Annotated in this window: 30 protein-coding genes; 29 read left to right on the top strand and 1 reads right to left on the bottom strand. The window is 58.8% G+C overall.

The window, feature by feature from the left end; genetic code table 11:
- The first annotated feature begins 93 nt into the window (after positions 1-93).
- The 6 genes from GFC01_RS07675 to GFC01_RS07650 all read left to right on the top strand — a co-directional run bounded on the left by GFC01_RS07675 (position 94) and on the right by GFC01_RS07650 (position 5,411).
- Entirely contained in the window at positions 94-588 is a 495-nt protein-coding gene (locus GFC01_RS07675) for a prepilin-type N-terminal cleavage/methylation domain-containing protein (RefSeq protein WP_152946048.1), read from the top strand.
- A gap of 34 nt (positions 589-622) precedes the next feature.
- Positions 623-1,690, top strand: coding sequence for a type IV pilus biogenesis protein PilM (pilM, locus tag GFC01_RS07670; protein WP_152946047.1), 1,068 nt, complete (start codon positions 623-625; stop codon positions 1,688-1,690).
- On the top strand, positions 1,687-2,487 hold the full coding sequence (locus GFC01_RS19970; protein WP_152946046.1) for a PilN domain-containing protein: 801 nt from the start codon (positions 1,687-1,689) through the stop codon (positions 2,485-2,487). Before pilM ends, GFC01_RS19970 begins: the two co-directional genes overlap by 4 nt.
- Positions 2,487-3,200, top strand: a complete 714-nt coding sequence (locus GFC01_RS07660) for a type IV pilus inner membrane component PilO (protein WP_243137340.1) — start codon at positions 2,487-2,489, stop codon at positions 3,198-3,200. The genes GFC01_RS19970 and GFC01_RS07660 overlap by 1 nt, the downstream gene beginning before the upstream one ends.
- A 113-nt stretch (positions 3,201-3,313) precedes the next feature.
- Positions 3,314-4,732, top strand: coding sequence for a TldD/PmbA family protein (locus tag GFC01_RS07655; protein WP_152946044.1), 1,419 nt, complete (start codon positions 3,314-3,316; stop codon positions 4,730-4,732).
- A gap of 37 nt (positions 4,733-4,769) precedes the next feature.
- Positions 4,770-5,411 carry a Uma2 family endonuclease gene (locus tag GFC01_RS07650; RefSeq protein WP_152946043.1) on the top strand — a complete coding sequence of 214 codons (642 nt, stop codon included), beginning with the start codon at positions 4,770-4,772 and terminating at the stop codon, positions 5,409-5,411.
- 228 nt (positions 5,412-5,639) lie between these two features.
- On the opposite strand, the gene GFC01_RS07645 is transcribed toward GFC01_RS07650, so the two are convergent.
- Positions 5,640-5,918 carry a DUF3243 domain-containing protein gene (locus GFC01_RS07645; RefSeq protein WP_243137334.1) on the bottom strand — a complete coding sequence of 93 codons (279 nt, stop codon included), beginning with the start codon at positions 5,916-5,918 and terminating at the stop codon, positions 5,640-5,642.
- 231 nt (positions 5,919-6,149) lie between these two features.
- Here GFC01_RS07645 and GFC01_RS07640 point away from each other — a divergent pair, with 231 nt between their 5' ends.
- The 23 genes from GFC01_RS07640 (at position 6,150) to gltA (ending at position 26,532) form a co-directional block, all read left to right on the top strand.
- Positions 6,150-6,362, top strand: a complete 213-nt coding sequence (locus GFC01_RS07640) for a hypothetical protein (protein WP_152946041.1) — start codon at positions 6,150-6,152, stop codon at positions 6,360-6,362.
- A gap of 190 nt (positions 6,363-6,552) precedes the next feature.
- Positions 6,553-7,881: a TldD/PmbA family protein gene (locus GFC01_RS07635; protein ID WP_152946066.1), complete on the top strand. Its 1,329-nt coding sequence runs from the start codon at positions 6,553-6,555 to the stop codon at positions 7,879-7,881.
- A gap of 150 nt (positions 7,882-8,031) precedes the next feature.
- Positions 8,032-8,487, top strand: coding sequence for a type II 3-dehydroquinate dehydratase (gene aroQ / locus GFC01_RS07630; protein ID WP_152946040.1), 456 nt, complete (start codon positions 8,032-8,034; stop codon positions 8,485-8,487).
- Positions 8,477-9,556, top strand: a complete 1,080-nt coding sequence (locus tag GFC01_RS07625; protein ID WP_341473826.1) for a M24 family metallopeptidase — start codon at positions 8,477-8,479, stop codon at positions 9,554-9,556. Before aroQ ends, GFC01_RS07625 begins: the two co-directional genes overlap by 11 nt.
- A 44-nt stretch (positions 9,557-9,600) precedes the next feature.
- On the top strand, positions 9,601-10,158 hold the full coding sequence (gene efp / locus GFC01_RS07620; RefSeq protein WP_341473825.1) for an elongation factor P: 558 nt from the start codon (positions 9,601-9,603) through the stop codon (positions 10,156-10,158).
- A gap of 218 nt (positions 10,159-10,376) precedes the next feature.
- Positions 10,377-10,826 (top strand): CD1247 N-terminal domain-containing protein, encoded by a 450-nt coding sequence (locus GFC01_RS07615; RefSeq protein WP_152946038.1) that lies wholly within the window; start codon positions 10,377-10,379, stop codon positions 10,824-10,826.
- A gap of 402 nt (positions 10,827-11,228) precedes the next feature.
- A complete protein-coding gene (locus GFC01_RS07610; RefSeq protein WP_341473824.1) occupies positions 11,229-12,908 on the top strand; it encodes an FAD-dependent oxidoreductase in 1,680 nt (559 codons plus the stop codon).
- Positions 12,909-13,145: 237 nt separating this feature from the next.
- Entirely contained in the window at positions 13,146-14,156 is a 1,011-nt protein-coding gene (gene spoIIIAA, locus GFC01_RS07605) for a stage III sporulation protein AA (RefSeq protein ID WP_152946037.1), read from the top strand.
- Positions 14,156-14,674: a stage III sporulation protein SpoIIIAB gene (gene spoIIIAB / locus GFC01_RS07600; RefSeq protein WP_152946036.1), complete on the top strand. Its 519-nt coding sequence runs from the start codon at positions 14,156-14,158 to the stop codon at positions 14,672-14,674. The genes spoIIIAA and spoIIIAB overlap by 1 nt, the downstream gene beginning before the upstream one ends.
- 94 nt (positions 14,675-14,768) lie before the next feature.
- Positions 14,769-14,972 carry a stage III sporulation protein AC gene (gene spoIIIAC, locus GFC01_RS07595; RefSeq protein ID WP_152946035.1) on the top strand — a complete coding sequence of 68 codons (204 nt, stop codon included), beginning with the start codon at positions 14,769-14,771 and terminating at the stop codon, positions 14,970-14,972.
- Between the two features lie 13 nt (positions 14,973-14,985).
- Entirely contained in the window at positions 14,986-15,372 is a 387-nt protein-coding gene (gene spoIIIAD, locus GFC01_RS07590) for a stage III sporulation protein AD (protein WP_341473823.1), read from the top strand.
- 10 nt (positions 15,373-15,382) lie between these two features.
- Positions 15,383-16,567, top strand: coding sequence for a stage III sporulation protein AE (gene spoIIIAE, locus GFC01_RS07585; RefSeq protein WP_152946034.1), 1,185 nt, complete (start codon positions 15,383-15,385; stop codon positions 16,565-16,567).
- 15 nt (positions 16,568-16,582) lie between these two features.
- Positions 16,583-17,230, top strand: a complete 648-nt coding sequence (locus GFC01_RS07580; protein ID WP_152946033.1) for a stage III sporulation protein AF — start codon at positions 16,583-16,585, stop codon at positions 17,228-17,230.
- A 70-nt stretch (positions 17,231-17,300) separates the two neighbouring features.
- Complete coding sequence (locus GFC01_RS07575; RefSeq protein ID WP_152946032.1) at positions 17,301-17,930, top strand: hypothetical protein; 630 nt, start codon at positions 17,301-17,303, stop codon at positions 17,928-17,930.
- Entirely contained in the window at positions 17,931-18,509 is a 579-nt protein-coding gene (locus tag GFC01_RS07570) for a SpoIIIAH-like family protein (RefSeq protein WP_152946031.1), read from the top strand.
- Positions 18,510-19,022: 513 nt separating this feature from the next.
- Positions 19,023-20,912, top strand: a complete 1,890-nt coding sequence (gene accB / locus GFC01_RS07565; protein WP_152946030.1) for an acetyl-CoA carboxylase biotin carboxyl carrier protein — start codon at positions 19,023-19,025, stop codon at positions 20,910-20,912.
- A 92-nt stretch (positions 20,913-21,004) separates the two neighbouring features.
- A complete protein-coding gene (gene accC / locus GFC01_RS07560) occupies positions 21,005-22,351 on the top strand; it encodes an acetyl-CoA carboxylase biotin carboxylase subunit (protein ID WP_152946029.1) in 1,347 nt (448 codons plus the stop codon).
- A 90-nt stretch (positions 22,352-22,441) separates the two neighbouring features.
- Positions 22,442-22,846: an Asp23/Gls24 family envelope stress response protein gene (locus GFC01_RS07555; RefSeq protein ID WP_152946028.1), complete on the top strand. Its 405-nt coding sequence runs from the start codon at positions 22,442-22,444 to the stop codon at positions 22,844-22,846.
- 13 nt (positions 22,847-22,859) lie between these two features.
- A complete protein-coding gene (amaP, locus tag GFC01_RS07550; protein WP_152946027.1) occupies positions 22,860-23,390 on the top strand; it encodes an alkaline shock response membrane anchor protein AmaP in 531 nt (176 codons plus the stop codon).
- 52 nt (positions 23,391-23,442) lie between these two features.
- Positions 23,443-23,661 (top strand): DUF2273 domain-containing protein, encoded by a 219-nt coding sequence (locus tag GFC01_RS07545; RefSeq protein ID WP_152946026.1) that lies wholly within the window; start codon positions 23,443-23,445, stop codon positions 23,659-23,661.
- 30 nt (positions 23,662-23,691) lie between these two features.
- Positions 23,692-24,123, top strand: a complete 432-nt coding sequence (nusB, locus tag GFC01_RS07540) for a transcription antitermination factor NusB (RefSeq protein ID WP_341473822.1) — start codon at positions 23,692-23,694, stop codon at positions 24,121-24,123.
- A 124-nt stretch (positions 24,124-24,247) separates the two neighbouring features.
- Positions 24,248-25,105, top strand: a complete 858-nt coding sequence (locus tag GFC01_RS07535) for a sulfide/dihydroorotate dehydrogenase-like FAD/NAD-binding protein (protein ID WP_152946024.1) — start codon at positions 24,248-24,250, stop codon at positions 25,103-25,105.
- Entirely contained in the window at positions 25,105-26,532 is a 1,428-nt protein-coding gene (gltA, locus tag GFC01_RS07530) for an NADPH-dependent glutamate synthase (protein ID WP_152946023.1), read from the top strand. The genes GFC01_RS07535 and gltA overlap by 1 nt, the downstream gene beginning before the upstream one ends.
- Positions 26,533-26,534 lie beyond the last annotated feature (2 nt).

The raw sequence follows: 26,534 nt of genomic DNA, 5'->3' as shown, positions 1-26,534 counted from the left end.
ACCTGCCCGTATCGACCTGAAAGTTTGGTAACATATCCATTTCAGGGTTTCCTTCAAGCAGGACTTTTTTACTTACACCACGAAAGTATATTCATGTTTCGCCAGTTTTCGTTCCCAAAAATTACATTCTTGCCCGGGGGCTTTACTTTGCTCGAGGTTCTTGTCTCCACGGCCATCAGTGCCACCCTGCTTTTAATTGTGGTGCCCGCCGTACTTAACGGTTTAAGCAAGTACGCCCTGTACACCGGCGCCCGCCAGATGGCCACGGATATACGCGGCTGGCAGCAGCAGGCCCTTTCCGCAGGGGATACCATGTCTACTTACAGCATACAGTTTGATCCCCTCAATGACACCTATCATTTAATGATTAATAATGTGTCCAGACAAAAACAGTCTCTCCCTGTTTACCTGGACCTGGACTCGACAAATTTTCCGTCCAATGAGCTAAAATTCAACCTGCGGGGGGTCCCTGTTTCCGGTGGCGGGACGATTACCTTGCGTGAAAAGTTGACCCGAAGAAGTTATTACGTCATTGTCGCCCCTGTTACCGGAAGGGTACGAGTTTCTCCTCTGCCCCCGGCAGGTTAATCCAGATTATCTAAATATAAATGGAAGGTCGCCGATGTTTAGAAGCAAAAATTTTACTGCTGTTGATGTCGGAACTGGCGAAATCAAAATTGCGGTTCTTTCCTGCCGCCGCCGGAGAGTGATCTGCAATCTGCTGCATCGTTACATGAGCCCCGGCATGGAACACCTGGAAGGGGAAGGGACTGACGAACTGGCCGCAGCTCTCAAGGCGGCCTTTAAATCTGCGCCCGGAGCAGGAAGAAAGGTAATTACCGCCATCGGGGGACAAAGAGTGATTACCCGGCAGCTGCGTCTGCCGGCAATGCCTCTGAAGGAGCTGGAACAGGCGACCGTGTGGGAGGCGGAGAAACTGGTGCCGCTGCCCGTCGATGAGCTGGTAATCAGGCCCGTGGTGCTCGGGGAAAGCCAGAATGGAGAAAGCGGGCTGTTTCATGTCCTCCTGGTGGCCGTGAGAAAAGAACTCGTCTACCGCTACTACGATGCTTTCGACCGGGCCGGTCTGCAGATTACGGCCATTGACCTGCAGCACCTGGCCCTGTGGCGGGTCTTTCACGGCCCTTTTGGATACCCGGTTCATGACGGTGGGGTACGGGCAGTGCTGGATCTGGGTTTTTCTTCCGGCCAGTTTGTCGTTTTAAAAGGACAGGAACTGGTTTATGTGCGTTCTCTGCCGGTCGAATTGGGAAGGTTGCTGCCCGCTGGCGTTTTTGAGCCGGCACCGGCAGAACCCGTACGACCTCCCGGGGGTATGGATATATCGGGCGGGGAAGCCGCTGCCGCCGCCGCGGAAGAAATATCCGGTGAGTATGCCGGTTATGATGAAACACAGTTCGAACATTTGGGGGAGCTGGTACGGGAGATCCGCCGCTCCCTGGACTTTTACCAGCTGCAGGAGCGGGACAACCCGGTGGAAACCCTGGTGGTTACCGGCGGCTTCAGCAAAATCAAGGGGTTGCCTGCTTATCTGGCCGGTCAGCTGGGAATAAGGGTGGCGGCCGGTTTTCCCCGGCTGCCTTTCCGGGATGTTAAGAATCCTCCCCAGGTGCTGGACCCGGGCTTTTCCGTGGCGGTGGGCCTGGCTTTGCGGGAGGTGTTGCAGTGAATTACCGGGTTAACCTCCTGCCTGCGGAACTGCAACCCGGGCCCGTCCTGGAACCGAAACGCCTGCTGTTAATTTCCCTGGCTACCTTCACAGCAGGTGGGCTTGTTATTGCCTGTGTCTTTTGGGGCATAAATTTTTACCATATGCGAATTGAGCTGACTGCCATCAAGCAGCAGGTGCCCAAACTCCAGGAAACGGTTGCCCGGCTGGAGGAACTCAAGAAACAGCGCCAGGAGCTGGAGGCAGCGTCCGGTGAACTGGAACGCCTGATCCAGCAAAGGCACGCCTGGTCCGGTATGTTGCGGGACGTCAATAAAGTGGTCCCCCGGGAAGTCTGGCTGACTGCCCTGCGATTGCAGGCGGCTGGAAATGTTTCAGGAGCAGGCCAGAAGGTGACCGGATCCGCCGCCGATCAAAAACCGGGCTCCGTTCCTTCCCTGCTGCAGAGCAGCCTGGAGCAGGCCGGTCGGGCAGCAGGTGATGCACTCCAGCAGGTATCCGCTCAGCCCGGAGCACCGGCAGCCGTGCCGGCAGGCCAGGGGGGAGAAACCGGGCAGTCGGGGCAGGCAGCCAGCCAGGTCCGGCGCGAGGACGGGAATGCCATTCCCCAGCCGCCCGATACTTTAACCCTGGAAGGGAATACTACTTCCCTGGCCGCCGTGGGGGTCTTCATTTATCAGTTGGGAAAACTACCCTATTTCTCTCGGGTTGACCTGAACGAAATTAAATATGATGAGACAAAGGGCGTCACCACTTTTAGCATTTCCGCCCGGTTAAAAGGGGGCGGTGGGTTTTGATGGCACGTGGCCTGGAGAAGAAGACCGGAACCATACTCATACTGTTGCTGGCCTTTATTTATGCCGGTTACCGTTTCGTATTAATGCCCCAAATCCAGGCTTACCAGATAACAAAAACCGATTTGAACGAAACCAGGGCACTCATCTCCCGGTTGTCCGCCGGGGCCGGTACCCTGGAAGAAGAAAAAAAGGTTCTGGAAAAGACCCAAAAGCGTTTTCTGGAGTTGAACAACAGGTTCAACACCGATATGCAGGACGGCCAGTTTCTCGTTCAGTTCAGCCGTGTGACGGAAAAAAACCGGGTACTGGTTTTGAAATTTAAACCGCTGGCCATCGTGGATAGGGGATATGTGCTGGTTCTGCCTGTGGAAATAGAGCTCAAGGGTTTATTTCCCCAGGTGACGGTGGTGATCGATTATCTGGAAAACCTCCCCAATTTCAGTGAGCTGCGCAATATTCAAATTACCCGTTACGAGCCTGAAAATGCGGGTGGACAGTCCCCGACACTGCCTGATGGTACGGTGACGGCAAGTACGACGCTTCTGCTCTACTCACGGCCGACTCCTGCCGGACGCCTGCAGCTGGAGGAGGTCAGACGCTGGGCACTGGGCCGTCCCAACCCCTTCGTTTCGGGCCGGCCGCCTATTTCTTCTGCATTGCCGGAAAAGGCATCAGGAACGGCTGGCCAGGGATCTGTTCCGGCGTCTTTCTAGCCTGGTGCGATGAGGATACCCGGGTAATCTCTCCAGCAGGAAACAGGTATAGATTGTTAAATTTTTATAACAATAAATATGGAGTGATTAATCCCGCCAGGAGGTGATTCTTTTTGGTCGATAAACAGTTGTTAAAAGAAGTCCTGGATCTCGCCCTCTCCAGCGGCGGCGATTTTGCCGATATCTTCGTGGAGCATAAACAGGCCACGGGCATCGGCCTGGAGGGGGGCAAGATCGAGCGGGTGCATTCGGGCATCGACCTGGGCGCGGGTATCCGGGTGCTCAACGGCGATGCCACGGCCTATGCCTATACCAACGACCTGAGCAAGGACGGCCTTACTGAGGCGGCGCGGGTTGTCAGCCATGCCTCCCGGGGGCAAAAAAAAGAATATCACCTGGATATGCGCCGCGTGCGGCCCCTGGTGGAATTCTCCATCAAGGAGCGCCCCGACGGGGTGAAGCCGGAACGCAAGGTGGAAGCCGTGCAGGCCGCCGACCGGGCCGCCCGGGCGGTGGACGGGGACAGGATCAAGCAGGTGATGGTGGGTTACGGGGATGTGGTCCAGAAAGTAACCGTTGCCAACAGCGCCGGGGAATATGTGGAAGACGAGCGGATCCGCACCCGCCTGATGGTGCAGGTGGTGGCCGCCGAGGGAACCCTTTTGCAGACGGGTTACGAGGCGGTGGGCGGCCTGGCCGGGTTTGAACTGCTGGAGCAGTTCCGGCCGGAGGCGGTGGCGGAAACGGCCGCCCGGCGGGCCGTGGAAATGCTCAAGGCGCAGCCGGCCCCCACCGGCAAAATGCCCGTGGTCATGGCCGGGGAAGCCGGGGGGACCATGGTGCATGAGGCCTGCGGCCACGGGCTGGAGGCGGATCTGGTACAGAAGAAGCTTTCGGTTTATGCCGGCAAAAAGGGGCAAAAGGTGGCTGCCGACATTGTTACCGTTATTGATGACGCCGGTATGTCCGGCCGGTACGGCTCCTACCGTTTTGACGATGAAGGGGTGCCGGCCAGGAAGGTGACCCTCATTGAAAAGGGCGAGCTGACCGACTACATGTATGACCGGCTCACCGCCTCCCGGGAAGGGCGGGAATCCAACGGCCACGGCCGGCGGGAGTCCTACCAGCACAAGCCCATCCCCCGCATGGGGAACACCTACATAGCCCCGGGGAAAACGGATCCGGAGAAAATAATCAAAGAGACGAAAAACGGCCTGCTGGTCAGGAAAATGGGCGGCGGCCAGGTGAATACCACCACCGGGGATTTTGTCTTTGATGTGGCCGAGGGGTACCTGATCCGGGACGGGGAGGTGGGTCACATGGTGCGGGGCGCCACTTTGACGGGCAACGGCCCCGAGGTGCTGCGCATCGTGGAGATGATCGGCAAAGACCTGGGTTTCACCATCGGCACCTGCGGCAAGGACGGCCAGGGGGTGCCGGTGAGCGACGCCCAGCCCACCATGTTTATCAAGGAGCTCATTGTGGGCGGTACGAGCCATGGCCGGCCCAATGGCAAGATCCGGCGTCTGTAGGGCCGGCGGTCACAGGCAAAGCTAAGGGGGGGCAATAATGAGCCGGCTTAAGGAAACGGCAGCGGTTTACGAAACCAGGCCGTTGCCGGAAGGCAAAATCACCTTTGAGGAGTTTTTGGCCTGGTGCGACGAGGATACCTGGGCGGAGTGGGTGGACGGGGAGGTCGTTATATTGACGCCGGCAGCCAGAAAGCATCAAAAGATAAATGCGTTATTATCAACCTTGTTAAGGGAATTTGTTCTCAGGCACAATTTAGGAGATGTTTTGACCGCTCCCTTTCTGGTGCGTCTGCCCGAAACCCTGCGCCGGGGCCGGGAGCCGGATATTCTTTATGTAAGTAACGAAAAACTGCCTCTATTAAAGGAAACATACATGGACGGCTCCCCCGATCTGATCGTGGAAATAACCTCGCCGGAAAGCCTGGCCCGGGACCGGGGGGAAAAGTATGTGGAATATGAGGCCGCAGGCGTTAAGGAATACTGGCTTATCGACCCGGACCGGCGGCAGGCGGAGTTTTACCGGCTGGGGGAAAAGGGGCGCTACCGGACAATCCATCCGGATGACAGTGGAATCTACCGTTCGGAGGCCATCCCCGGCTTCTGGCTGCAGGTGGGCTGGTTGTGGCAGGAGCCGCTTCCTTCGGCTATCGACTGTTTGAAAGAAATGGGTTTGATTTAAATAACAAAGGATCGCGTTGCTTCGCCGTGGTTCACTTTTTACGCGCCGGGTGCGGGATGCCGGCACTAAACGACCTGGTGCTTCCGGGTCCCTTCGATGAATATCTTTCGGTAGATGCCGGGCCGTGCCTGTTCCGGTTTGCCTGAATCGTAACCCGAAAAACAACAGGCGGGGTTCAATGCCGGATCCCGCCTTTGGAAATTTTATTCCTCCGCTCTTAAATCTGTTTTAAAATGCCGCATAATTCCCCGGCCGCTGGCTGACCAGTTTGGTCATCAGGTTGGCCAGGGCCTGCTTTTCCTGCTGGTCGGCCACCGTCCACAATTCTTTCAATACCTTTTGTTCCGGGTTGGCCGGGGCCACGTTGTCGGCCAGCACCTGTCCCGCCTGGTGGGCCAGGCTGACGATGCGGTCTCTGGAAACGCCCAGTTCCTCGGCAAACTCCACCGCCTGCCCCAGAAAGCGTTTCCAGTTCTCCCAGTCGGTACTTACCTGCCGTATGTCCAATTCAACCGCTCCCTTCATGGATCTGATTACCAGGCACCACGGTTCCAGTGGTGCTGTATATTAGTTTGCTCCTTTTTTCACCGGATTATTCAAGAAAAGGAATACACAACTGTTGAAAAAGCGGCATATGGTAACAAAGAGATAATGCCTGACACCTTGAGATATTGTTGCAAAACCAGCGAGGTACAGGCGGCGGTTATGCTACAGTATCCTTGAGGAGGTTTTGGGGCCGTGAAAATTGGCGACATAGTAACCCGCAGGGTCTGCGGCGAGGAAATGCAGTTCTGCATACTGGGGTTTTATACCAAACAGAGTACCGGGGAACGGGTGGCCATTCTGGCCATGCTGGACCCCGCCACCATAGTGGAGACACCGGTAAGGGAGCTGGCTCCCGTAAAGGTGCGCGATCTCTTCGCCCTGACCACCAGCCTGTATGTGCACTGACTGCCTTAAGGCAGTTTTTATTTTGGGTTCTTCCGGTGTGGTAGGGTAACGCGAATTCTCCCGCCTGTCCGGGTGGGCGGGGGCGAAAAAGTGGCGGATTTCGAATGCTTCACAAAGGAATAGGTTTAAATTCATTGAATAATACTTATGTTGATGTGGAAAGGAGTGGGGGTTGACATTGGTTGATTTGATGGATATTGCCCGGTTTGCCCTGGAGCGGGCCGGGGCCCTGGGAGCAGGCATGGCCGAGGCCTACCTGAGCGCTGAAAAGGAACTGACCATTGAGGTGCGGGACGGCAGGGTGGAAACCATGAAGCTGGCCCGGGACCGGGGGCTGGGTTTGCGGGTTGTGCAGGACGGCCGCGCCGGCTTTGCCTTTACCACGGACCTGAACCGGGCGGCAGTGGAAGAAATAGTCAGACAGGCCATGGGCAATGCGGCCAGCACCGCACCCGATCCCTACCGGGTTCTGCCCGGGCCGGCAGCAGCCTACCCGCAGCTGGACCTGTACGATCCGGCCATCCGGCAGGCCACGGTGGAGGAAAAGATCGAAATGGCCCGGCAGATGGAAAGGGCGGCCCGGAATGTGGATCCCCGGGTGAAGATCATTGAGACCGCCGCCTACCAGGACGCCGAAAGCGAGGTTACCCTGGTGAACAGCCGGGGCATTACCTCCCGGTACCGCAGCGCCTACTGCGGCCTGTATGTGTCCCTGGTGGCCACCGAAGGGGATGACAGCCAGACCGGCTTTGCCCTGGACTACAGGCTGCACTACCGTGAACTGGATCCCTGGAAGGTGGGGCAGGAAGCCGCCCGCCGGGCGGTGCGCATGCTGGGGGCCAGGCCGGTGGCCACCCGCCGGGCGGCGGTGATCCTGGAACCCTATGTGGCCACGGGTTTTCTGGGCCTTTTGGGCCCCGGCCTGACCGCCGAGGCGGTGCAGAAGAACCGCTCCCCCTTTGCAGGCAAGGTGGGGCAGCAGGTGGCCTCCACCCTGGTCACCGTGCTGGACGACGGGGCAATGGCCGGGGGCATTGCCTCCGCGCCCTTTGACGGCGAAGGGGTGCCCACCGGCCGCACGGTATTGATTGAAGGGGGCGTTTTAAAGGGCTTTTTACATAACACCTATACGGCCGCCAGGGACGGTGTGCAATCCACCGGCAACGGGGTGCGGGGCTCCTTTAAAAGCACGCCGGAAGTGGGCACCACCAACTTTTTCATCCAGCCCGGCACGGTTTCGCCGGAGCAATTGATCCGGGATACGGCCAGCGGGCTTTATGTCACCGAGGTAATGGGGATGCACACCGCCAATCCCATTTCCGGGGACTTTTCCGTGGGGGCGGCGGGCATACTGATCGAGAACGGTCAGCTGACCCGCCCCGTGCGGGGGGTGGCCATCGCCGGCAACCTTTTGGAACTGTTGAATCACGTGGATGGTGTGGCCGGCGACCTGACCTTTTTCGGCGGCCGGGGGTCCCCCACCATCAGGGTGGCCCGGATGAGCATCAGCGGCCACTAACCCCAAACGGTTCAGCACCAGTAATTGCACTGGAGTGAGCGTGAACAACGCGGCACCATAGCGAGGTCACTGAGCATTTACGGCTTTGCAACCCGCCGGCCGTGTGGTAAAATGTGTGTTGTTATCCTTTCCGGCGGTGGTGTTTCTTTAATGAAAATACTGGTACTGCACGGTCCCAATTTAAACATGCTGGGGCGCCGGGAGCCCGGGGTTTACGGCACCCTGACCCTGGACGAAATCAATGCCGGCCTGCAGGAACTGGGCCGGGAGCTGGGGGTGGAGGTTCATTGCTACCAGTCCAACCACGAGGGGGACCTGGTGGACAGGCTGCACCGGGCGGCAGAGGAAGAGGATGCCGTGGTCTTTAACCCCGGTGCCTACACCCACTACAGCATCGCCTTAAGGGATGCGGTGGCCGCCACCGGCCTGCCGGTGATCGAAGTGCACCTGTCCAATATTTATGCCCGGGAAGAATTCCGCCACCATTCGGTCATTGCTCCGGTGGCGGCCGGCCAGATCAGCGGCCTGGGCGTGACCGGCTATGGCCTGGCCCTGCGGGCGGCGGTGGAACTGGCGCAAAACAGGAGGAGCAACAGTGCCGGATAGAATTGACCGCCTGCGGGCGAAGCTGGCCGGAGAAAAGGTGGATGCCTTCCTGGTGCTCCGTCCGGAAAACCGGTTTTATTTAAGCGGCTTTACCGGTACCGCCGGGGCTTTGCTGGTTACCCCCCGGGAGGTATTTTTCTTGGCCGATTTCCGTTATGTGGAACAGGCCCGCTCCCAGTGCACCCGCTGCCAGGTGGTTATGTTCAAAGATTCCCTCCACGAACTGCTGCGGGAGAACCTGCCCCGCTGGGGAGTATTCCGGCTGGGATGTGAGGGGGATTACCTTACATACAAACAATTTGCCACCTTCCGGGAAAAGCTGGAGGGAATAACCCTGGTTCCCCTGTACGGTATTGTGGAAAACCTGCGGCAGGCCAAGGAAGAAGCCGAACTGGACATAATCTCCCGGGCCGTGTCCATAGCCGACCTGGCCTTCAGCCACATCATGGGTCTTTTAAAGCCGGGCATTACCGAGTGGGACGTGGCCCTGGAACTGGAATTTTTCATGCGCCGCCATGGAGCATCCAAAAACGCCTTTGAGACCATTGTGGCCTCCGGCCCCCGGGGGGCCATGCCCCACGGCGTAGCTTCCCACCGGGTCATTCAGCCCGGGGACCTGGTGACCATGGATTTCGGCTGCCAGTACCAGGGCTACCATTCGGATATTACCCGTACGGTGGCGGTGGGCAGGTCGCCCGATGCCCACCAGCGGGAAATCTACAACCTGGTGCTTTCGGCCCAGAGGGCCGCCCTGGCTGCCGTGCGGGCCGGGGTGAAAGCCTGTGATGTGGACCGGGCCGCCCGGGAGGTTATCGAAGGAGCCGGGTACGGGGACAATTTCGGGCACAGCACCGGCCATGGCGTGGGTCTGGCGGTGCATGAGGAGCCATCCGTATCAAAGAAGAATGAAAACCCCCTTGAACCGGGAATGGTGATCACCATCGAACCGGGTGTATACATATCCGGCTGGGGCGGTGTGCGCATTGAAGACATGGTGGTGGTGGAGGAAGGGGGCTGTCGTGTCCTCACCGGCGCGCCCAAAGACACCCTGCTCATCTGCCCGTGTTAGCGGCTGCAATGTTTATTCTGCATTTCAAGGAGGTTTTTTGACCTGTGATTTCCACCAATGATTTCCGGACCGGGTTGACCATTGAGCTGGATGGAGACGTTTATCAGGTAATTGACTTCCAACACGTAAAGCCGGGCAAAGGCTCGGCCTTTGTGCGGTCCAAGCTGAAAAACCTGCGTACGGGGGCGGTCATTGAAAAGACCTTTAACGCCGGCGAAAAAATTCCCCGGGCCCATGTGGAGCGGCGGGAAGCCCAGTACTTGTATAATGACGGCACCAGTTATAATTTTATGGATATGGAGACCTTCGACCAGTTTTCCATGACCGCCGAGCAGCTGGGTGATGCGGTAAAGTTCCTCAAGGAAAACATGACCATCAACCTGCTCATGTTCCAGGGGAGGTCCATTGGGGTGGACCTGCCCAACTATGTGGAACTGACGGTGGTGGAAACCGCTCCCGGCATCAAGGGAGATACCGCTTCCGGCGGGTCAAAGCCGGCCACCCTGGAAACGGGTTATGTGGTTCAGGTGCCCTTTTTCATTGAAGTGGGCGACGTGTTACAGATTGACACCCGCACCGGCCAGTACATCAAGCGCGCCTAGCCATTGGGATGTGGGAAGTGGGAGGTTGGAGGTGGGATTAAGAAGGCATTCGGCTAAGGCCGAATGCCGGCCATAAAATCACATCCCCTTGCCCCTCGTATCATGGCTTCAGAGAAGTGGTCCATTCGCTTTTTTAGGAAATATATGTTTAAAACCCCCCGGCCGGAGAAATACTATAAAAGTCCAACTGCGGCATTAATTTTGAAGGGGGTTCTGTAATGGAAGACCTCAAGTCTAGGGTAGCCTACCTGCAGGGTCTTTCCGCAGGTATGAACCTGGAACCGGATAGCAAGGAGGGCAGGCTTTTAAGCGGCATAATCGACGTTCTGGGTGATTTTGCCAATTCCTTCGGCCGGCTGGAGGAGGCCCAGGAGCAGCTGGAGGACTACCTGGAAAGTATTGACGAAGACCTCTATTCCCTGGAAGACGAGGTTTATGATGGCGGGGCTCTGGATGATGAAGAATACATGGAAGTGGAATGCCCCCGTTGCGGCGAAATAGTGTGTTTCGACCCGGAAATTGTGGAAGACGATGATGTCATTGAAGTGACCTGCCCCAACTGCGACGAGGTGGTCTTTGTCAACGACGACACCTATGCCTCCGCTGACGAACCGGAACTGCTGGAAGGGCGGGTCTCCCCGGCCCGGGAAGAGGACGATGATCTGTGATTGCTTACCGGAGCCGTATTCAGGAGAATGAGCTTTCGCCAGCATGGGAAGAAGAACCATGATGGCTTACCGGAGGGTTCCGGCACCGGCTTGTTCCCGGGGTTGCCGGAACCTTTTTTATTTACCCGCGGCAGGGTTTTCATTCTGCTGCGGAAGTGTTCACTGAAACTGGTGGTTAATATAAAGGCACGGCGTTGTCCTTAAGCGATAAGACATTGCGAAGCGCCGGTAACAGCACCCAGCGAGCTGTGGTGCTGTCGGCGCGGAGCACTGGAGTGAACGGGACAACGCCGTGCCTGCACCGGTTTGATTGAATACGTACCCGCTGCGTTACCCCCTTGACTTGTCCGGAAAAACAGGTTTACAATAGGCCAGAGGTACAAAGGGGAGGCGAATTACCACGTGAGTAAGATTGTAATCATTGGCGGTGTGGCGGCAGGCCCCAAGGTGGCGGCCCGGGCCCGGCGTTTGATGCCGGATGCGGAGATCACCATCATTGAAAAAGGCCGTTTGATTTCCTATGCCGGCTGCGGCATGCCCTTTTATGTGGGCGGCCAGATCAAGGACTTCAACCAGTTGTTCAGCACCTCCTATGGCGTTATGCGGGACGAGCATTATTTTATGAATGAAAAGGGGGTAAAGGTGCTCACCCGCACCGAGGCCACGGCCATCGACCGGGAAAAGAAGGAGGTAACCGTTACCAACCTGGACACCGGGGAAACCTTCACCATACCCTACGATAAACTGGTGCTGGCTACGGGTTCCGAGCCCTTTGTCCCCCCCATTCCGGGCATGGATTTAAAGGGGGTGCACCGGCTCAACCACCCCGACGATGCCCGGGGGATCATGGAACAGGTGGAGGGAGTGGGTGAAGCGGTGGTCATCGGCGCCGGCCTCATCGGCATGGAAGCGGCCGATGCCCTGGTCAAGCGCCGTATTTTCGTGTCCGTGGTGGAACTGAAGGACCAGATCCTGCCGGGGGTGCTGGATCCGGACCTGGCTGCCGTTCTGGCCTACCGCCTGGAAGAGGCGGGGGTGGAATTCCACCTGGGGACAAAGGTGCTGCGCCTGGAGGGAGACGATGAAGGTAATGTGGCCCGGGTGGTCACGGAAAGCGGGGCCATTGACGCGGAAATGGTGATTGTGGCCGTGGGGGTGCGGCCCAATGTTAAGCTGGCCCGGGAGGCGGGGCTGGCCATCGGCGAGACGGGAGCCATCCAGGTGAACGAATACCTCCAGACCAGCGACCCGGACATCTACGCCGTGGGCGACTGTGTGGAAAACCGGCACCTGGTTTCCGGGCGCATGGTCTACATTCCCCTGGCCTCCACGGCCAACCGCCAGGGCCGGGTGGCCGGCGACAATGTGGCCGGCGGCAGGAGCAGGTTCAAGGGAGTGCTGGGCACGGCCGTGCTCAAGGTCATGGGCTGGAATGTGGGCCGTACCGGTTTGGGCGAGCAGCAGGCCCGGGAGCTGGGTTATGACGTGACTGCGGCGGTCAACGCCACCCACGACCGCACCCATTATTATCCCGGCCATGACAACCTGCTGATGAAGCTGGTGGTGGAAAAGGGCAGCCGGCGTATCCTGGGCGCCCAGGCCATCGGCGGCGGCGAGGTGGTCAAGCGCATTGATGTGGTGGCCACGGCTCTGCACTTCGGGGCCACGGTGGACGACCTGGCCGATGTGGATCTGGGATATGCGCCGCCCTTTTCCACTCCCATCGATCCGGCCCACCACACGGCCAACATCGTCCGGAACAAGCTGGCCGGGCTGGCCCGGACCATCACTGCTCAAGAGCTCAAGGAAAAAATGGACCGGGGCGACGACTTCGTCCTGCTGGATGTGCGCACGCCGGAACAGTACAATTACCGGCACATTGCCGACGACCGGGTGATGCTGGTCACCCTGGGCGACCTGCGCCGCCGCATTGAGGAGATTCCGCGGGACAAGGAAATCGTCACCCTCTGTGCCCTGGGCATGCGCGCCTATGAAGCCATGCGCACCCTGGCCGGGGCCGGCTTTAAGGATGTGAAATTCGTCGAAGGGGGCCTGCAGGCCTGGCCCTACGATCTGGAGTAAATAAATACCGGGCCCGTTAATTTATTAATCGCGTGATAATTATTATCACCCTGCAGTGGCGAATAATGCCACTGACAAACTTACCAGAAGAGGTCTGCCCCCCATAACATCATTTACCAGGATGGCTTCGGCCACAGGACCCTTCACTTTGAGTGGAGGGTTCTTTTTTTGACAAATTATGGGGGTCTAAATCCCTGTCCGGCTAAATATCTATGGAGTGTAAGGGAGGGACAAACCATGGGCGTTACCCCTGTATTGCGGCCGGTTTGGCCGGACAAGGGTTTTCCGGGCGGGGAAATACTGCCGGTGCTGCCGGCCCACATCAGAAAATTCATAGCCGGGCTGCCTCCTGAAATCCTGGAAGGGCTGGAAGAAATCCGCTTGCGCCAGAACAGGCCCCTGATCCTGGGGCTGGTACATAAAGATGTCTTCCTGGATCCCGAAGGAAACCCGGTCCTGACCCCGGAGCGGGCCTACCGGGTAAGTGCCGACGACCTGGAACGGGCCGTACAGCTGATCACCGGTTCATCCCTGTATGCCCTGGAGGAGGAACTGCGCAACGGTTACATCACCCTTCCCGGCGGGCACCGGGTGGGCCTGACCGGCCGGGCGGTTATGGAAGGGGGGCGGGTCAAAACCTTAAAATACATCAGTTCCCTGAACATACGCATCTGCCGGGAGGTGCCGGGCATGGCCATGTCCCTTTTGCCCCACCTCATCGACCGGCAGACGAAGGGCATATATCACACTTTGATTTTCTCCCCTCCCCGCTGCGGGAAGACCACACTGCTCCGGGACCTGATCCGCCTCCTGAGCAACGGTGTGCCGGAACTGGGGCTGCCCGGGGTCACCGTGGGGGTGGTGGATGAACGCTCGGAACTGGCCGGCTGTTACCGCGGGGTACCCCAGCGGGATGTGGGTATGCGCACCGATGTGCTGGACGGCTGCCCCAAGGCCGAAGGGATGGTTATGCTCCTGCGCTCCATGGCTCCCCAGGTGATTGCCACCGACGAGATCGGGCGCAGGGAAGACATTGCCGCCCTGGAAGAGGTGTTCCATGCCGGGGTGCGGGTGCTGGTCACCGTCCACGGCTCCAGCCTTTCCGAACTGAACAGCCGCCCCGCCCTGCAGCAGCTTTTCCGCTTAAGGGTGATCCAGCGCTTTGTCCTGCTGGGACGCTCCCGGGGTGTGGGCACCGTGGAGGATATCATTGACGGCATCAACATGCGCTCCCTGGGGGTGAAGTAATGTTCAAACTGCTGGGCAGTCTCCTGATTATCCTGGCCGCCGGCGGTATGGGCATAACCATCTCCAGGAATTATGCCCGCCGTCCCAGGGACCTGCGCAGCCTGCAGGCGGCACTGCAGATGCTGGAGACGGAGATCACCTATACCGCCACCCCCCTGCCCGAAGCTCTGGGCCAGGTGGCCCTCAGGGCCGGGGGGCGGGTGGCTCCCCTGTTCAGCCGTGCCCGGGAAGAGCTTTTGTCCATGTCGGGTTGTACGGCCCGGGAAGCCTGGGAAACTTCCCTGAAAGAATTTTACCCGGGCACCGCGTTGCAACCGGTGGATCTGGCCGTTTTACGCGGACTGGGCGCAGCCCTGGGCATTTCCAACATACAGGATCAGAGCAAGCACCTGCGCCTGGCCATGGAACAGCTGGGGCTGGAGATGGTCAGGGCGGAAGAAGAGGCCGCCCGTTATGTAAAACTGTGGAATTACCTGGGCTTTCTGGGCGGCCTGGCGGCGGTACTCATGCTGTATTAAATGCCGTGACCAAACCGGAGAGTGCCCGGGAGGCGTCTGCGGCGGGGAACGGCCGCCACCGGGGAATTCATGTTTTAATCAGGGGGGGATAAAAATGGGCTACGATATCAACCTGATCTTCAAGATCATCGGCATCGGCATACTGGTGGGGGTGGCCCACTATGTACTGAAAAATTCCGGCAAGGAGGATTACGCCGTCATTGCCACCCTGGGCGGCCTGGGCCTGGTGCTGATCTGGGTGGTGCAGCTGCTGGGCAATTTCTTCGATCAGGTTAAATCGGTGTTCAAGCTCTTTTAAAGGGGTGGCGCCGGTGGAGATCATGCAGATTGCCGGCCTGGGTATAGTGGCCGCGGTAATGGCGGTAACCATCCGGCACAACAAACCGGAAATGGCCGTGCTTTTGAGCATTGCCACGGGTCTGATCCTTTTTCTCATGGTCCTGGGCAAAATTGGTGCGGTCATCGACGTGCTCAGGGAGCTGGCCGCCCGGGCCAACCTGAACATGGTTTACCTGGGCACCATCCTGAAAATAGTGGCCATAGCCTACATTGCCGAGTTTGGCGCCCAAATCTGCCGGGATGCCGGTGAGGGGGCGGTGGCGGCCAAGATTGAATTTGCCGCCAAGATCCTGGTGCTGGTCCTGGCGGTGCCCATTGTCATTGCCGTACTGCAGTCCCTGTTGAAACTGGTGCCGTGAGGTGGTCGTCATGACCCGGTTTGGGTGGTATATGGCCCTGACCCTTTGTTTAATGATGTTCCTGTCCTGTCCGGCGTACGCCCCTGGAGAAGAGGTTTCCCCCGGAAAACCGGAAGCTGCTGCCGCCGGTGATCCCGTGGATATGAGCGGGGCCGGGGATCTGGTCAACCGCCTGGATGAGGAAATCCAGAGGGCCGTTCCCGGATTTAATTTTAAAGAACTGGTCACGAAACTGTTGAAAAGGGAAATGGACTGGAGCCCCGTCACCCTCCTGCACACCGGGTTGACCTACCTTTTCCGGGAAGTGGTGGCCAATGCGGCCCTTCTGGGGAAGCTGGTCATCCTGGCCATGATTTGTGCCGTACTGCAGAATTTTGCCACCGCCTTTGAAAGGGGAACCACCGGCCAGCTCACCCATACCGTGGCCTTTCTTGTGCTGGTGACCATTGCCACCGGCTCCTTCGCCCTGGCGGTACAGACCGGCCGGGAAGTGGTGGACAGGATGGTGGGTGTAATGCAGGCACTGCTGCCGGTGCTGCTCACCCTGCTGGTGGCCCTGGGTGGTGTGGCCTCGGCGGCCATCTTCCACCCGGTGATCCTGGTGAGCCTTACCGTGATCGGCACACTGGTGAAGGATATCGTCCTGCCCCTGATCTTTTTCTCCGCCCTTCTGGGCCTGGTCAGCCACCTTTCTCCCCGGTTCAAGGTATCCAACCTGGCCGGATTGTTTAAAACCGTGGCCTTGGGACTGATGGGCCTGTGCGGCACGGTTTTCCTGGGTCTGCTGGCCGTCCAGGGGGTGGCCGGGGCGGTGGGCGACGGGGTGATCCTGCGTACGGCCAGGTTTTCCCTGGATGCCTTTGTTCCGGTGGTGGGGGGCATGTTTTCCGACGCCCTGGAAGCGGTGATCGGTTCCGCCCTGCTGATCAAGAATGCCCTGGGCATCGCCGGGGTGGTGGCCGTGTTTTTCGTGATGACCCTGCCCCTGATCAAACTCCTGTCCCTGGCCTTCATCTACAAGCTGGCCGGGGCGCTGATCCAGCCCGTGGACGATTCCCGGGTGGCTGATTGCTTAAACGACCTGGGCAACGGGGTGATCTCCATTTTTGCCGCGGTGGCCACCGTGGGCCTGGTCTTTTTCTTTGCCATCGCCATCGTGGTGGGCGTGGGCAATCTCACCGTAATGCTCCGCTAAGGGGGGAGGGATGGGGTGGAAACAGTCCGCAACCTGGTGCAGAACCTCATTGTTATTGTCATCCTGGCCGTATTTCTGGAGATGCTCCTGCCGGCCGGTGAGATGCGCCGTTATGTCAAAACGGTTATGGGCCTGCTGGTGATCGTGGCGGTGCTGCAGGCCATCGGGGGGGTGGTGCGCGGGGAGTGGCGGCTGGAACTGCCCGAACCGGCCCTGAACAGTCCTTTCCCCGGCACGCCGGGACTGGCGGACATTATGGCCGGAGGAAAGCAGTTAAGAAACGGTCAGCAGGAAAAGGCCCTCCAGGAGTACCGCCAGGGTATCGCCCGCCAGGTCAGGGCACTGGCCGGGCTGCAGGGCCAGGTGACAGTGCTGGGGGCAGAGGTGGAGGTCTACACGGATCCCCGGGATCACCGCTATGGCCAGGTGAGGGAAATAAAGCTGTTGCTTTCCACCGGTTCCACCGGTAACGGGGCCGGGGAAAAGGGGCCGGCGGTGGTGGAGCCGGTGATTGTGGACATTGGCTCCAGGGGGGCCGGGAGCGCAGCGACCGGCACGGCGCCCACTCCGGAGGCAGACCGGGCCGCCCGGAAGCTGGCCGCCACTCTGGCCAGTTTCTACAACCTCCCGGTGGATAGCGTAAAGATTGAATTTGGCGGGTGAAGGAAACTTTCAATCCCATGGGGCGGTATTTCACTGGTGTTAAAGCCATGCGAGTCAGGGGGGTTTGAAAATGTCCATCTGGAACAGGTTTACCGGCGGGCGGGGTGAGGGGGGTCTGCCCCGCAAGCTGCAGGACAAAAAACTATGGCTGCTGGGGGGACTGGTGGTCCTGGGGGTGGCCCTGCTTCTCCTGGGCAGTTTTACTCCGCCGGTCAAACAGCCGCCGGTACAAAACAACGCTTCCCCTTCCACCCAGGAAGTTAAGTTTCAACCACCGGAGGGTTCCGCCATGGCCCGGCAGGAGTCGTCCCTGGAGGAAAAGCTGCGGCAGATGCTGGGCCAGGTGGAGGGGGCCGGCCGGGTGGAGGTAACTGTACGCCTGGCCAGTTCCAGCCGGGAAGAGTTTGCCGTGAATACCACCACCAGCAAAAAAACCACCCAGGAGAAAGATCAGGCCGGGGGCACCCGGGTAACCAACGAGAATACGGACACTGATCAGCTGGTTGTGATGCGGGACGGCCGCGGCGAAATGCCGGTGGCCACCAGGGAGGAGGCGGCCCGGGTGGCCGGAGTGCTGGTGGTGGCCGATGGCGCCCGGGATCCCGGGGTAAAGGCCCGCCTGTTCCAGGCGGTGCAGGTGGCCCTGGGTATTGAGCCCCAGAAGATCCTGGTCCTGCCCAGGGAAAGGGGGGATATGTAGATGTATTATATCCTCATTCGCAAAAGGTTTGTTCTGGCCGCTTTTCTCGGTTTGCTGGGCCTGGCCCTGCTGGTAATGGGGTGGCGGGGCGTTCCCGGGCAAACAGTTAAAAAGGAAGCCGGCATCCCGGCCTCCGCACCGGCGACCGGGAAAGTCGAAATGGGCGGTACCGGTACCGCCGGCACCGCCCTGGATCTTTCCCGCAAATCCCTGGAGTCCAGCAAGGAAGGCAGCGCCTTCTTTGTGGAATACCGTCTGGACCGGGAGCGCACCCGGGGACAACAGGTGGAACTGCTGCGGGAAATTGTGAACAGCCCTTCCACGGCTGCCGAAACCCGCCGGAAGGCCCAGGAAAAGCTTTTAACCATCAGCCAGAACATGGCCCGGGAGATGGAAGTGGAAAACCTGATCCGGGCCAGGGGATTCCAGGATGCAGCTGTCTGTCTGGATGAAAAGGGAGCCACCGTGGTCGTTCTGGCCCCCCGCATCTCCAAAGAAGAGGCGGCGCGTATCAACGAACTGGTCTCCCGCGGTACGGGAGTGGATGCCCGGAATGTGGTGATCATACCCAGGCCGTAGCCGGGCTCTTCGTCCGGCACTCACTGGCGTATAAGATCTTCGTAGTATGTTTATTCAGTCAAACCGGTGCAGGCACGGCGTTGTTCCGCTCACTCCGCAGCGATCGCGTAAGATGCGCACCACAGCTCGCTGGGTGCTGTTACCGGCGCTTCGCAATGTCGTTCGCTCTGGACAACACCGTGCCTTTGTATTGACCACCGGTTTCAGAGAACATTTACGATGACCGTCATGCTGTCAGCGTGATCGCTGCGGAGTGAACGTGGACAACGGGGCACTAAAGCGGGGAGCAGTGTTTTTTAAGGCTGCTCCCTATCCTTGCGGCCAGTCACCGTGCCCTCGAATTTGTGAAAAAATATACTTGCAGATATATTGTATACTTGTTTTCTTCCTATTCCATGGAACGTCGCATTTTTATATAATAACACTAGTTAAATAATTAACAGGCCCTGATTTCAGGTTGTAGTTACTGCAACCTGAGTATTTTTTGTTTTGACCTGTTTGGGGAGGGTTTCCATGGCGCACAAACTCAAGATTACCGACACCACTTTGCGTGACGGCCACCAGAGCCTCTGGGCCACCCGCATGCGCACTGCCGACATGCTGCCCATTCTGGAAAAGATAGATGCGGTGGGCTATCACTCCCTGGAGGTCTGGGGCGGCGCCACCTTTGACGTCTGCATGCGTTACCTGAACGAAGATCCCTGGGAGCGCCTGCGCACCCTGAAAAAGTACATCAAGCGCACCCCTTTGCAGATGCTTTTACGGGGCCAGTCCCTGGTGGGCTACCAGCACTATCCCGATGATGTGGTGGAAGCCTTTGTCTATAAAATGGTGGAGAACGGTATCGACATCATCCGTATTTTCGATGCCTTAAATGACCTGCGCAACTTTGAGGCTCCCATGCGGGCCGCCAGGAAAACGGGCGCCCACATCCAGGCGGCGGTGGTTTACACCGTCAGCCCCGTGCATACCACGGAGCATTATGTACAGACGGCGGTGCAGCTGGCCCAGATGGGCGCCCATTCCATCTGCATTAAAGACATGGCCGGCCTGCTCACCCCCTACCGGGCCTATGAGCTGGTCAAACTGATCAAAGAAAATGTGGATCTGGCCGTCCAGCTGCACAGCCATTATGTGGGCGGCCTGGCCGTGGGCGCCTACCTGAAGGCGGCGGAAGCCGGCGTGGATGTGGTGGATACCGCCGCCGTGCCCCTGGCCTTCGGCTCTTCCCAGCCGCCGGTGGAAACGGTGGTGCGGGCGCTGCAGGAAACACCCTACGATACCGGCCTGGACCTGGGGCTGCTCTTTGAAATTGCCGCCTATTTCGAGGACCTGCGCAAATCCCTGGGCTATGAGCGGGGGGTAACCCGCATCAACGACATGCGGGTATTTGAACACCAGGTGCCCGGGGGGATGATTTCCAACCTGGTGACCCAGCTGGAGGAACAGAAGGCCCTGCACCGCCTGCCGGAAGTGCTGGCCGAAATCCCCCGGGTGCGGGCCGAACTGGGTTATCCGCCCCTGGTGACGCCCACCAGCCAGATTGTGGGCACCCAGGCGGTGCTCAATGTGCTCACCGGCCAGCGTTATAAGCTCATTCCCGGGGAAGTGCGGGCCTATGTGGAAGGGTTGTACGGAAAACCGCCGGCGCCCATCGACCCGGAGGTGGCCCGGAAGGTTCTGGGTGACAAAGAGCCCATCTCCTGCCGGCCGGCGGATTTACTGGAACCCAAAATGGATAAAATAAGAGCAGAGATTAAAGACCTGGCGGAAAAGGAAGAAGACTTTATTTCCTATGCTCTGTTTCCCCAGGTGGCCAGAAGATTTTTTGAAAATCGCCGCCGGCCCCCTTCCCAGCAGGTGGAAAGCGCCCCGGCGCCGGCCCCGCGCCGGGAGCAAAAGGCCGGCCTCAAGGAGGATGCCAGTATGAATTTACAGGAAATCAAGGAGTTAATCAAACTGATTGACCAGACGGCTATTGCCGAGGTGTCCCTGGAAAGCGCCGGGGTGAAGGTGGCCATCAGAAAATCGGCCGCCCTGCCGCCTGCGCCCGTGCACGAACAGTCCGGGGTATCCCCGGCCTCCGGGGATACGGCGGTGGCCCCGCCGGCACCGGCATCAACTCCCGCACCGGCAGGGGAAAAAATTACCGATAGGGCCGGTTTAACGGCCGTCACCGCCCCCATGGTGGGCACCTTTTACCGGGCCCCGGCCCCCGATGCGCCGCCCTTCGTCCAGGTGGGCGACGTGGTGGAGAAGGGCCAGACCCTGTGCATTATCGAGGCCATGAAGTTAATGAATGAAATTGAAGCCGAAATGGCCGGGGAAATCGTCGAAATCCTGGTGGAAAACGGCCAGCCGGTGGAATACGGGCAGGAGCTGTTCCTCATCCGGGAGAAGTAATGATTCCAAGATTCAAGGTAAGTATTCAGTAAACCCGCCACCATCGGCACCGTAACGGGTTCATTGAATTTACGATTCAAGGGAGTTGGGCCATGTTTAAAAAGATACTGATTGCCAACCGGGGAGAGATTGCCCTGCGCATCATCCGCGCCTGCCGGGAGATGGGTATTAAGACGGTTTTGGTTTATTCCCAGGCCGACCGGGACAGCCTGCCGGTGCACCTGGCCGACGAGGCATACTGCATCGGTCCGGCGCCGGCCTCCCGCAGCTATCTGAACATTACCAACATCATCAGTGCGGCCATGGTTTCCGGGGCGGAAGCCGTCCACCCCGGATATGGTTTTTTATCCGAAAATGCCGGCTTTGCCGAAATATGTGAAAGCTGCGGCCTTACCTTCATCGGGCCGCCGGCTCAGGCCATGGAAAAAATGGGGGCCAAGGCGGTGGCCCGGGAAATGGCCCTTAAGGCCGGGGTGCCCGTGGTGCCCGGCTCAACCGGTGTGCTGAAAAGCGCTGAAGAGGCACTGGAAGTGGCCGCTGAAATCGGTTATCCAGTGCTGATCAAGGCCTCCGCCGGTGGTGGTGGCCGCGGGATGCGGGTGGCCCAGGGGCCCGCGGATTTGATCCAGGCCGTCCAGACGGCCCAGACGGAAGCCCAGGCCGCCTTTGGCAATGCCCAGGTTTACGTGGAGAAGTATGTGGACGAACCGCGCCACATTGAATTTCAGATCCTGGGGGATAAACAGGGTAATCTGGTTTACCTGGGGGAAAGGGACTGTTCCATCCAGCGGCGCAACCAGAAAATGATCGAGGAATCCCCTTCCACCGCCTTAACAAAGGATCTGCGCCGTAAAATGGGGGAATGCGCCCTGAAAGTGGCCCGGGCCGTGGGCTACCACAATGCGGGGACCGTGGAATTCCTGCTGGATAAGCACCATAACTTTTATTTTATTGAAATGAATACCCGAATCCAGGTGGAACATCCGGTAACGGAAATGGTCACCGGCATCGATCTGGTGAAAGAACAAATCCGCCTGGCCGCCGGCGAACCCCTGGGCTATGACCAGGAAGATATTCAACTGCGGGGCTGGGCCATTGAATGCCGCATCAACGCCGAAAACCCCGCCCGCAATTTTGCCCCCTCTCCCGGACGGATTACCGCCTACCTGCCCCCGGGCGGGCCGGGGATCCGGCTGGACAGCGCCGCCTTTCCCGGCTGGCAGGTGCCGCCCCATTATGATTCCATGATTGCCAAGCTCATTGCCTGGGGCCAGGACCGGGAGGAAGCCATTGCCCGCATGCAGCGGGCGCTGGGGGAATTTGTCATCGAAGGCATTCATACCACCATTCCCTTTCACCAGCGGGTAATTCAAAACGCCTTTTTCCGCCGGGGCGAGATCTATACAAACTTTATTCAGCGCCGCATCCTGGGGGAATAGCCGGTTGCACCTGCCGGGACACCATGATATAATGGACATGCCGTGGTGGAGGTAAAATATAACAACGGTTCCGGGAGGTAGGGAACGAATATGAATGGAAATAAAGAAGTGGTGGTGCGGGAGGAGCAAACCAGCCTGGGTTCCATCCGCATTGCCGATGAAGTGGTACGGGTCATTGCCGGTCTGGCGGCCACGGAAGTAACCGGGGTGGCCGGTATGAGCGGTGGCGTGGTGGGCGGCATCGCCGAAATGCTGGGCCGGAAGAACCTGTCCAAGGGTGTCAAGGTGGAAGTGGGGGAAAAGGAAGCGGCCGTGGATATTTTCGTCATCATGGAATACGGCACGCGTATTCCCGATGTGGCCGTTCAAATCCAGGAAAATGTCAAAAGGGCCATTGAAGCCATGACCGGCCTTTCCGTGGTGGAAGTTAATGTGAACGTCCAGGGAGTATCCTTCAGCCAGGAAGGGAAGGAAGAAGAGCACCGGGTCCGTTAGGGGGGGTTCATGAATGGGGCCCTTTGACCGCGGCCTCATGGTAGTTTATACTTTAATTTTGACCATAACCTTGATTTTTGCCGGCGGTGCCCTGCTGGGTCTCTTGCCGTCTTACCGGATATGGGACGGTCTGAACCGGATCCTGGAACAGCCCTTCGATCTGGCGGCTCTTCTCCTGGTATTTATTTTGATGGGTGCCCGCCTGTTCTGGGTGGGTATCAGGCCCGGCGGACCCCGGGCCGTGGTGCATGAAGCGGCCCACGGCCAGGTGCGCATCGCCCTGGTGGCCATCCAGCACCTGGTGGAAAAGGTGGCCCTGCAGTTAAACGGGGTGCGGGAGGCCGCTGCCCGGGTCTATCCGGGGAAGGAAGGCATCCGTATTAACGTCAGGGTGGCGGTTACGCCGGATATAAGTATACCGGAATGCTGTCACACATTACAGCGGCAGGTTCAGGAGCGGGTGCTGGCGGTGACCGGGATAACGGTCCAGGATGTGGCCGTTACGGTGAAGAGTATCTCTGCCCAGAAGCCCCGGGTGGAATAGGACCGGCACCGGTGGTTGATGTGGTTGCATGCAAATGAGGTGTGCAGTACCGATGGATTGGAAAGATATGCAGGAATTCTGGCGGCAGCACCGGGGAAAAATTACCGGTGTGTTTTTGGGACTGGCCTTCGGCTGGTTTGCCATTATCTACGGCATCTTCAAGGCCGTTTTTGTTGCCCTGTGCGTTGCCGTGGGATACTATGTGGGAAAACGGCTGGATGAACGGGTGGACTTCCGGGAAATGCTGTCTCGGTTGTTCCAGGAAAGATGAACGGCCGGTTTGTTCCGGGAGGTATGCGTGGTGGGCCGCAGGCAGGCCAGGGAAGCAGCGTTGCAGGCTTTATATCAGGTGGACGTGGGAAAGGTTGACCCCGGGCAGGCTCTGGCCAACCTGGCGGAAATGCGGGGGATTGCCCCGGAGGATCTGGATTTTGCCCGGGAGTTGGTCACGGGTACCCTGGCCCATGTACAGGCACTGGACCTGATTATTTCCGGTTTGAGCCGGGATTGGCGCCTGGAGCGCATGGCTGTGGTGGACCGCAATATCATGCGCCTGGCTCTTTTTGAGATTTTCCACCGGGAGGACATCCCTTCCAGCGTATCGGTCAACGAGGCGGTGGAGCTGGCCAAGACCTTCGGAGGGGCCGACTCCAGCCGTTTTATCAATGGCATTTTGGGCCGGGTGGTCAAAGAGCCGGACCGTTATTTTCCACTGAAAGAAGAGGGGGTATAACCCTTTTTTCTTTTTGCAAGATTTGTTCATAAGCAGGCCTTTGAGAGCAGGATTTTGCCGTCCCGGCTAGAATTATATGATAATTGCTTATTTTAGTGCTTACAAGGGAGGGGAAAGGGTTTTTATGTTCAGGATTTTAGACAAGCAGGTGCTTTCGCCGGTAATCAAGCAAATGGTTATTGAAGCGCCCCTGGTGGCCAGGAAATGCCAGGCCGGTCAATTCATCATCCTGCGCATCCATGAGGAGGGGGAGCGCATTCCCCTGACCATCGCCGACTTCGACCGGGAAAAGGGCACCATTACCCTTGTGTTCCAGGAGGTGGGCAAAACCACCATTCAGCTGGGCTCCCTGGAGGCGGGGGACAGCATCCGGGATTTCGTCGGTCCGCTGGGTACGCCTTCCCACATTGAAAAATTCGGTACGGTGATCTGTGTGGGCGGCGGCGTGGGTGTGGCGCCGGTCTTTCCCATTGCCCGGGCCTTGAAGGAGGCCGGTAACCACGTCATCGGCATTATGGGGTCCCGCACCAGGGAGTTGATGTTCTGGGAAGATAAAATGCGGGAAGTATGCCACGAGCTGTTTGTCACCACCGACGACGGTTCCTACGTACGCAAGGGTTTTGTCACCGACGTGCTCAAGGAAGTGATCGAAGAGCGGGGCAAGGACAACATCGCCATGGTCCTGGCCATCGGTCCCCAGCCCATGATGCGTGCCTGCTGCAATTTAACCAGGGAGTACGGCATCAAAACCGTGGTCAGCCTGAACTCCCTGATGGTGGACGGCACGGGCATGTGCGGCTGCTGCCGGGTGACCGTGGGCGGCAGGACCAGGTTTGTTTGTGTGGATGGGCCGGAATTTGACGGCCATGAAGTGGACTTTGCCGAACTGGCCCGCCGTTCGGCCACTTTCCGGGTAGAGGAACAGCGGGCTATGGAGCATCATCAATGCCGGTGCGGACAAGGATGCGGAGGTGGCAGATAATGACCGAGAGTAAAACTCCCAAAAAACAAATTATTCCCAATAAACACCCCATGCCCCACCAGGACCCGGTGGAAAGGGCGAAAAACTTCAACGAAGTGGCCCTGGGCTATGACGAAGAGACTGCCGTGGCCGAAGCACAGCGCTGCCTCCAGTGTAAAAAGCAGCCCTGCCGGCAGGGCTGCCCGGTGGAAGTGTTCATTCCCGACTTCATCAAGCTGGTGGCGGAAAGGGACTTTGCCGGAGCCATTAAGAAGATTAAGGAGAAAAACGCCCTGCCCGCCGTTTGCGGCCGGGTCTGTCCCCAGGAAAACCAGTGCGAAAAATACTGCACCCTGGGCAAAAAGCATGAACCCGTGGCCATCGGCCGTTTGGAACGTTTCTGCGCCGACTGGGAACTGGCCCAGGGGGTTCTGCCCCAGGAAACGGCCCCGGCCACTGGTTTTAAGGTGGCCGTGGTGGGTTCCGGCCCGGCCGGCCTCACCTGTGCCGCCGATCTGGCCAAACTGGGGCACAGGGTGACCATTTTTGAAGCCCTGCATGTGGCCGGCGGAGTGCTCATGTACGGCATCCCCGAGTTCCGCCTGCCCAAGCGGGTGGTGCAGGCCGAAATTGAAAACCTGAAAAAACTGGGTGTGGAAATCATCACCAATGCCGTGGTGGGCAAGTTTGCTACGGTGGACGAACTGATGGAAGAAGAGGGTTTTGACGCCGTTTTTGTGGGTACCGGAGCGGGGCTGCCCATCTTCATGAACATACCCGGGGAGAACTCCTGTGGCGTCTACTCGGCCAACGAGTTTCTCACCCGGACCAATTTGATGAAGGCCTACCTGTTCCCCGACTGGGATACCCCCATTAAAGTGGGCCGGAAGGTGGCCGTGCTCGGCGGCGGCAACGTGGCCATGGACGCGGCCCGGACGGCGCTGCGCCTGGGTGCCGAAGAGTCCTGGATCGTCTACCGCCGTTCGGAAAAGGAACTGCCGGCCCGGCACGAGGAAGTGGAAAACGCCAAAGAAGAGGGCGTGAAGTTTGCCTTTCTAACCAGCCCTACACAGATTTTTGCCGATGATAACGGCTGGGTGAAGGGTATGGAATGCCTGCGGTACGAACTGGGCGAGCCCGACGATTCCGGCCGGCGCCGGCCCGTGCCCATTCCCGGTTCCGAGTTCACCATGGATGTGGATACGGTGGTGGTGGCCATCGGCCAGACTCCCAACCCGCTGGTGCCCCGGACCACCAGGGGCCTGGAACTGGGCAGGAAAGGCAACATTGTGGCCGATCCGGAAACGGGAGCCACTTCCAAACCCGGGGTTTACGCCGGCGGCGACGTGGTAACCGGTGCGGCCACGGTCATCCTGGCCATGGGGGCGGGACGCATTGCCGCCCGGTCCATCCACGACTACCTGATGAACAAGAAGGCTCAGTCCTGATC

The organism is Desulfofundulus thermobenzoicus, assembly GCF_009428905.1.
Lineage (GTDB): Bacteria > Bacillota > Desulfotomaculia > Desulfotomaculales > Desulfovirgulaceae > Desulfofundulus_A > Desulfofundulus_A thermobenzoicus.
The sequence above is the reverse complement of the archived record's forward strand: the minus strand, read 5'-3'. Positions and strand labels throughout refer to the sequence as shown.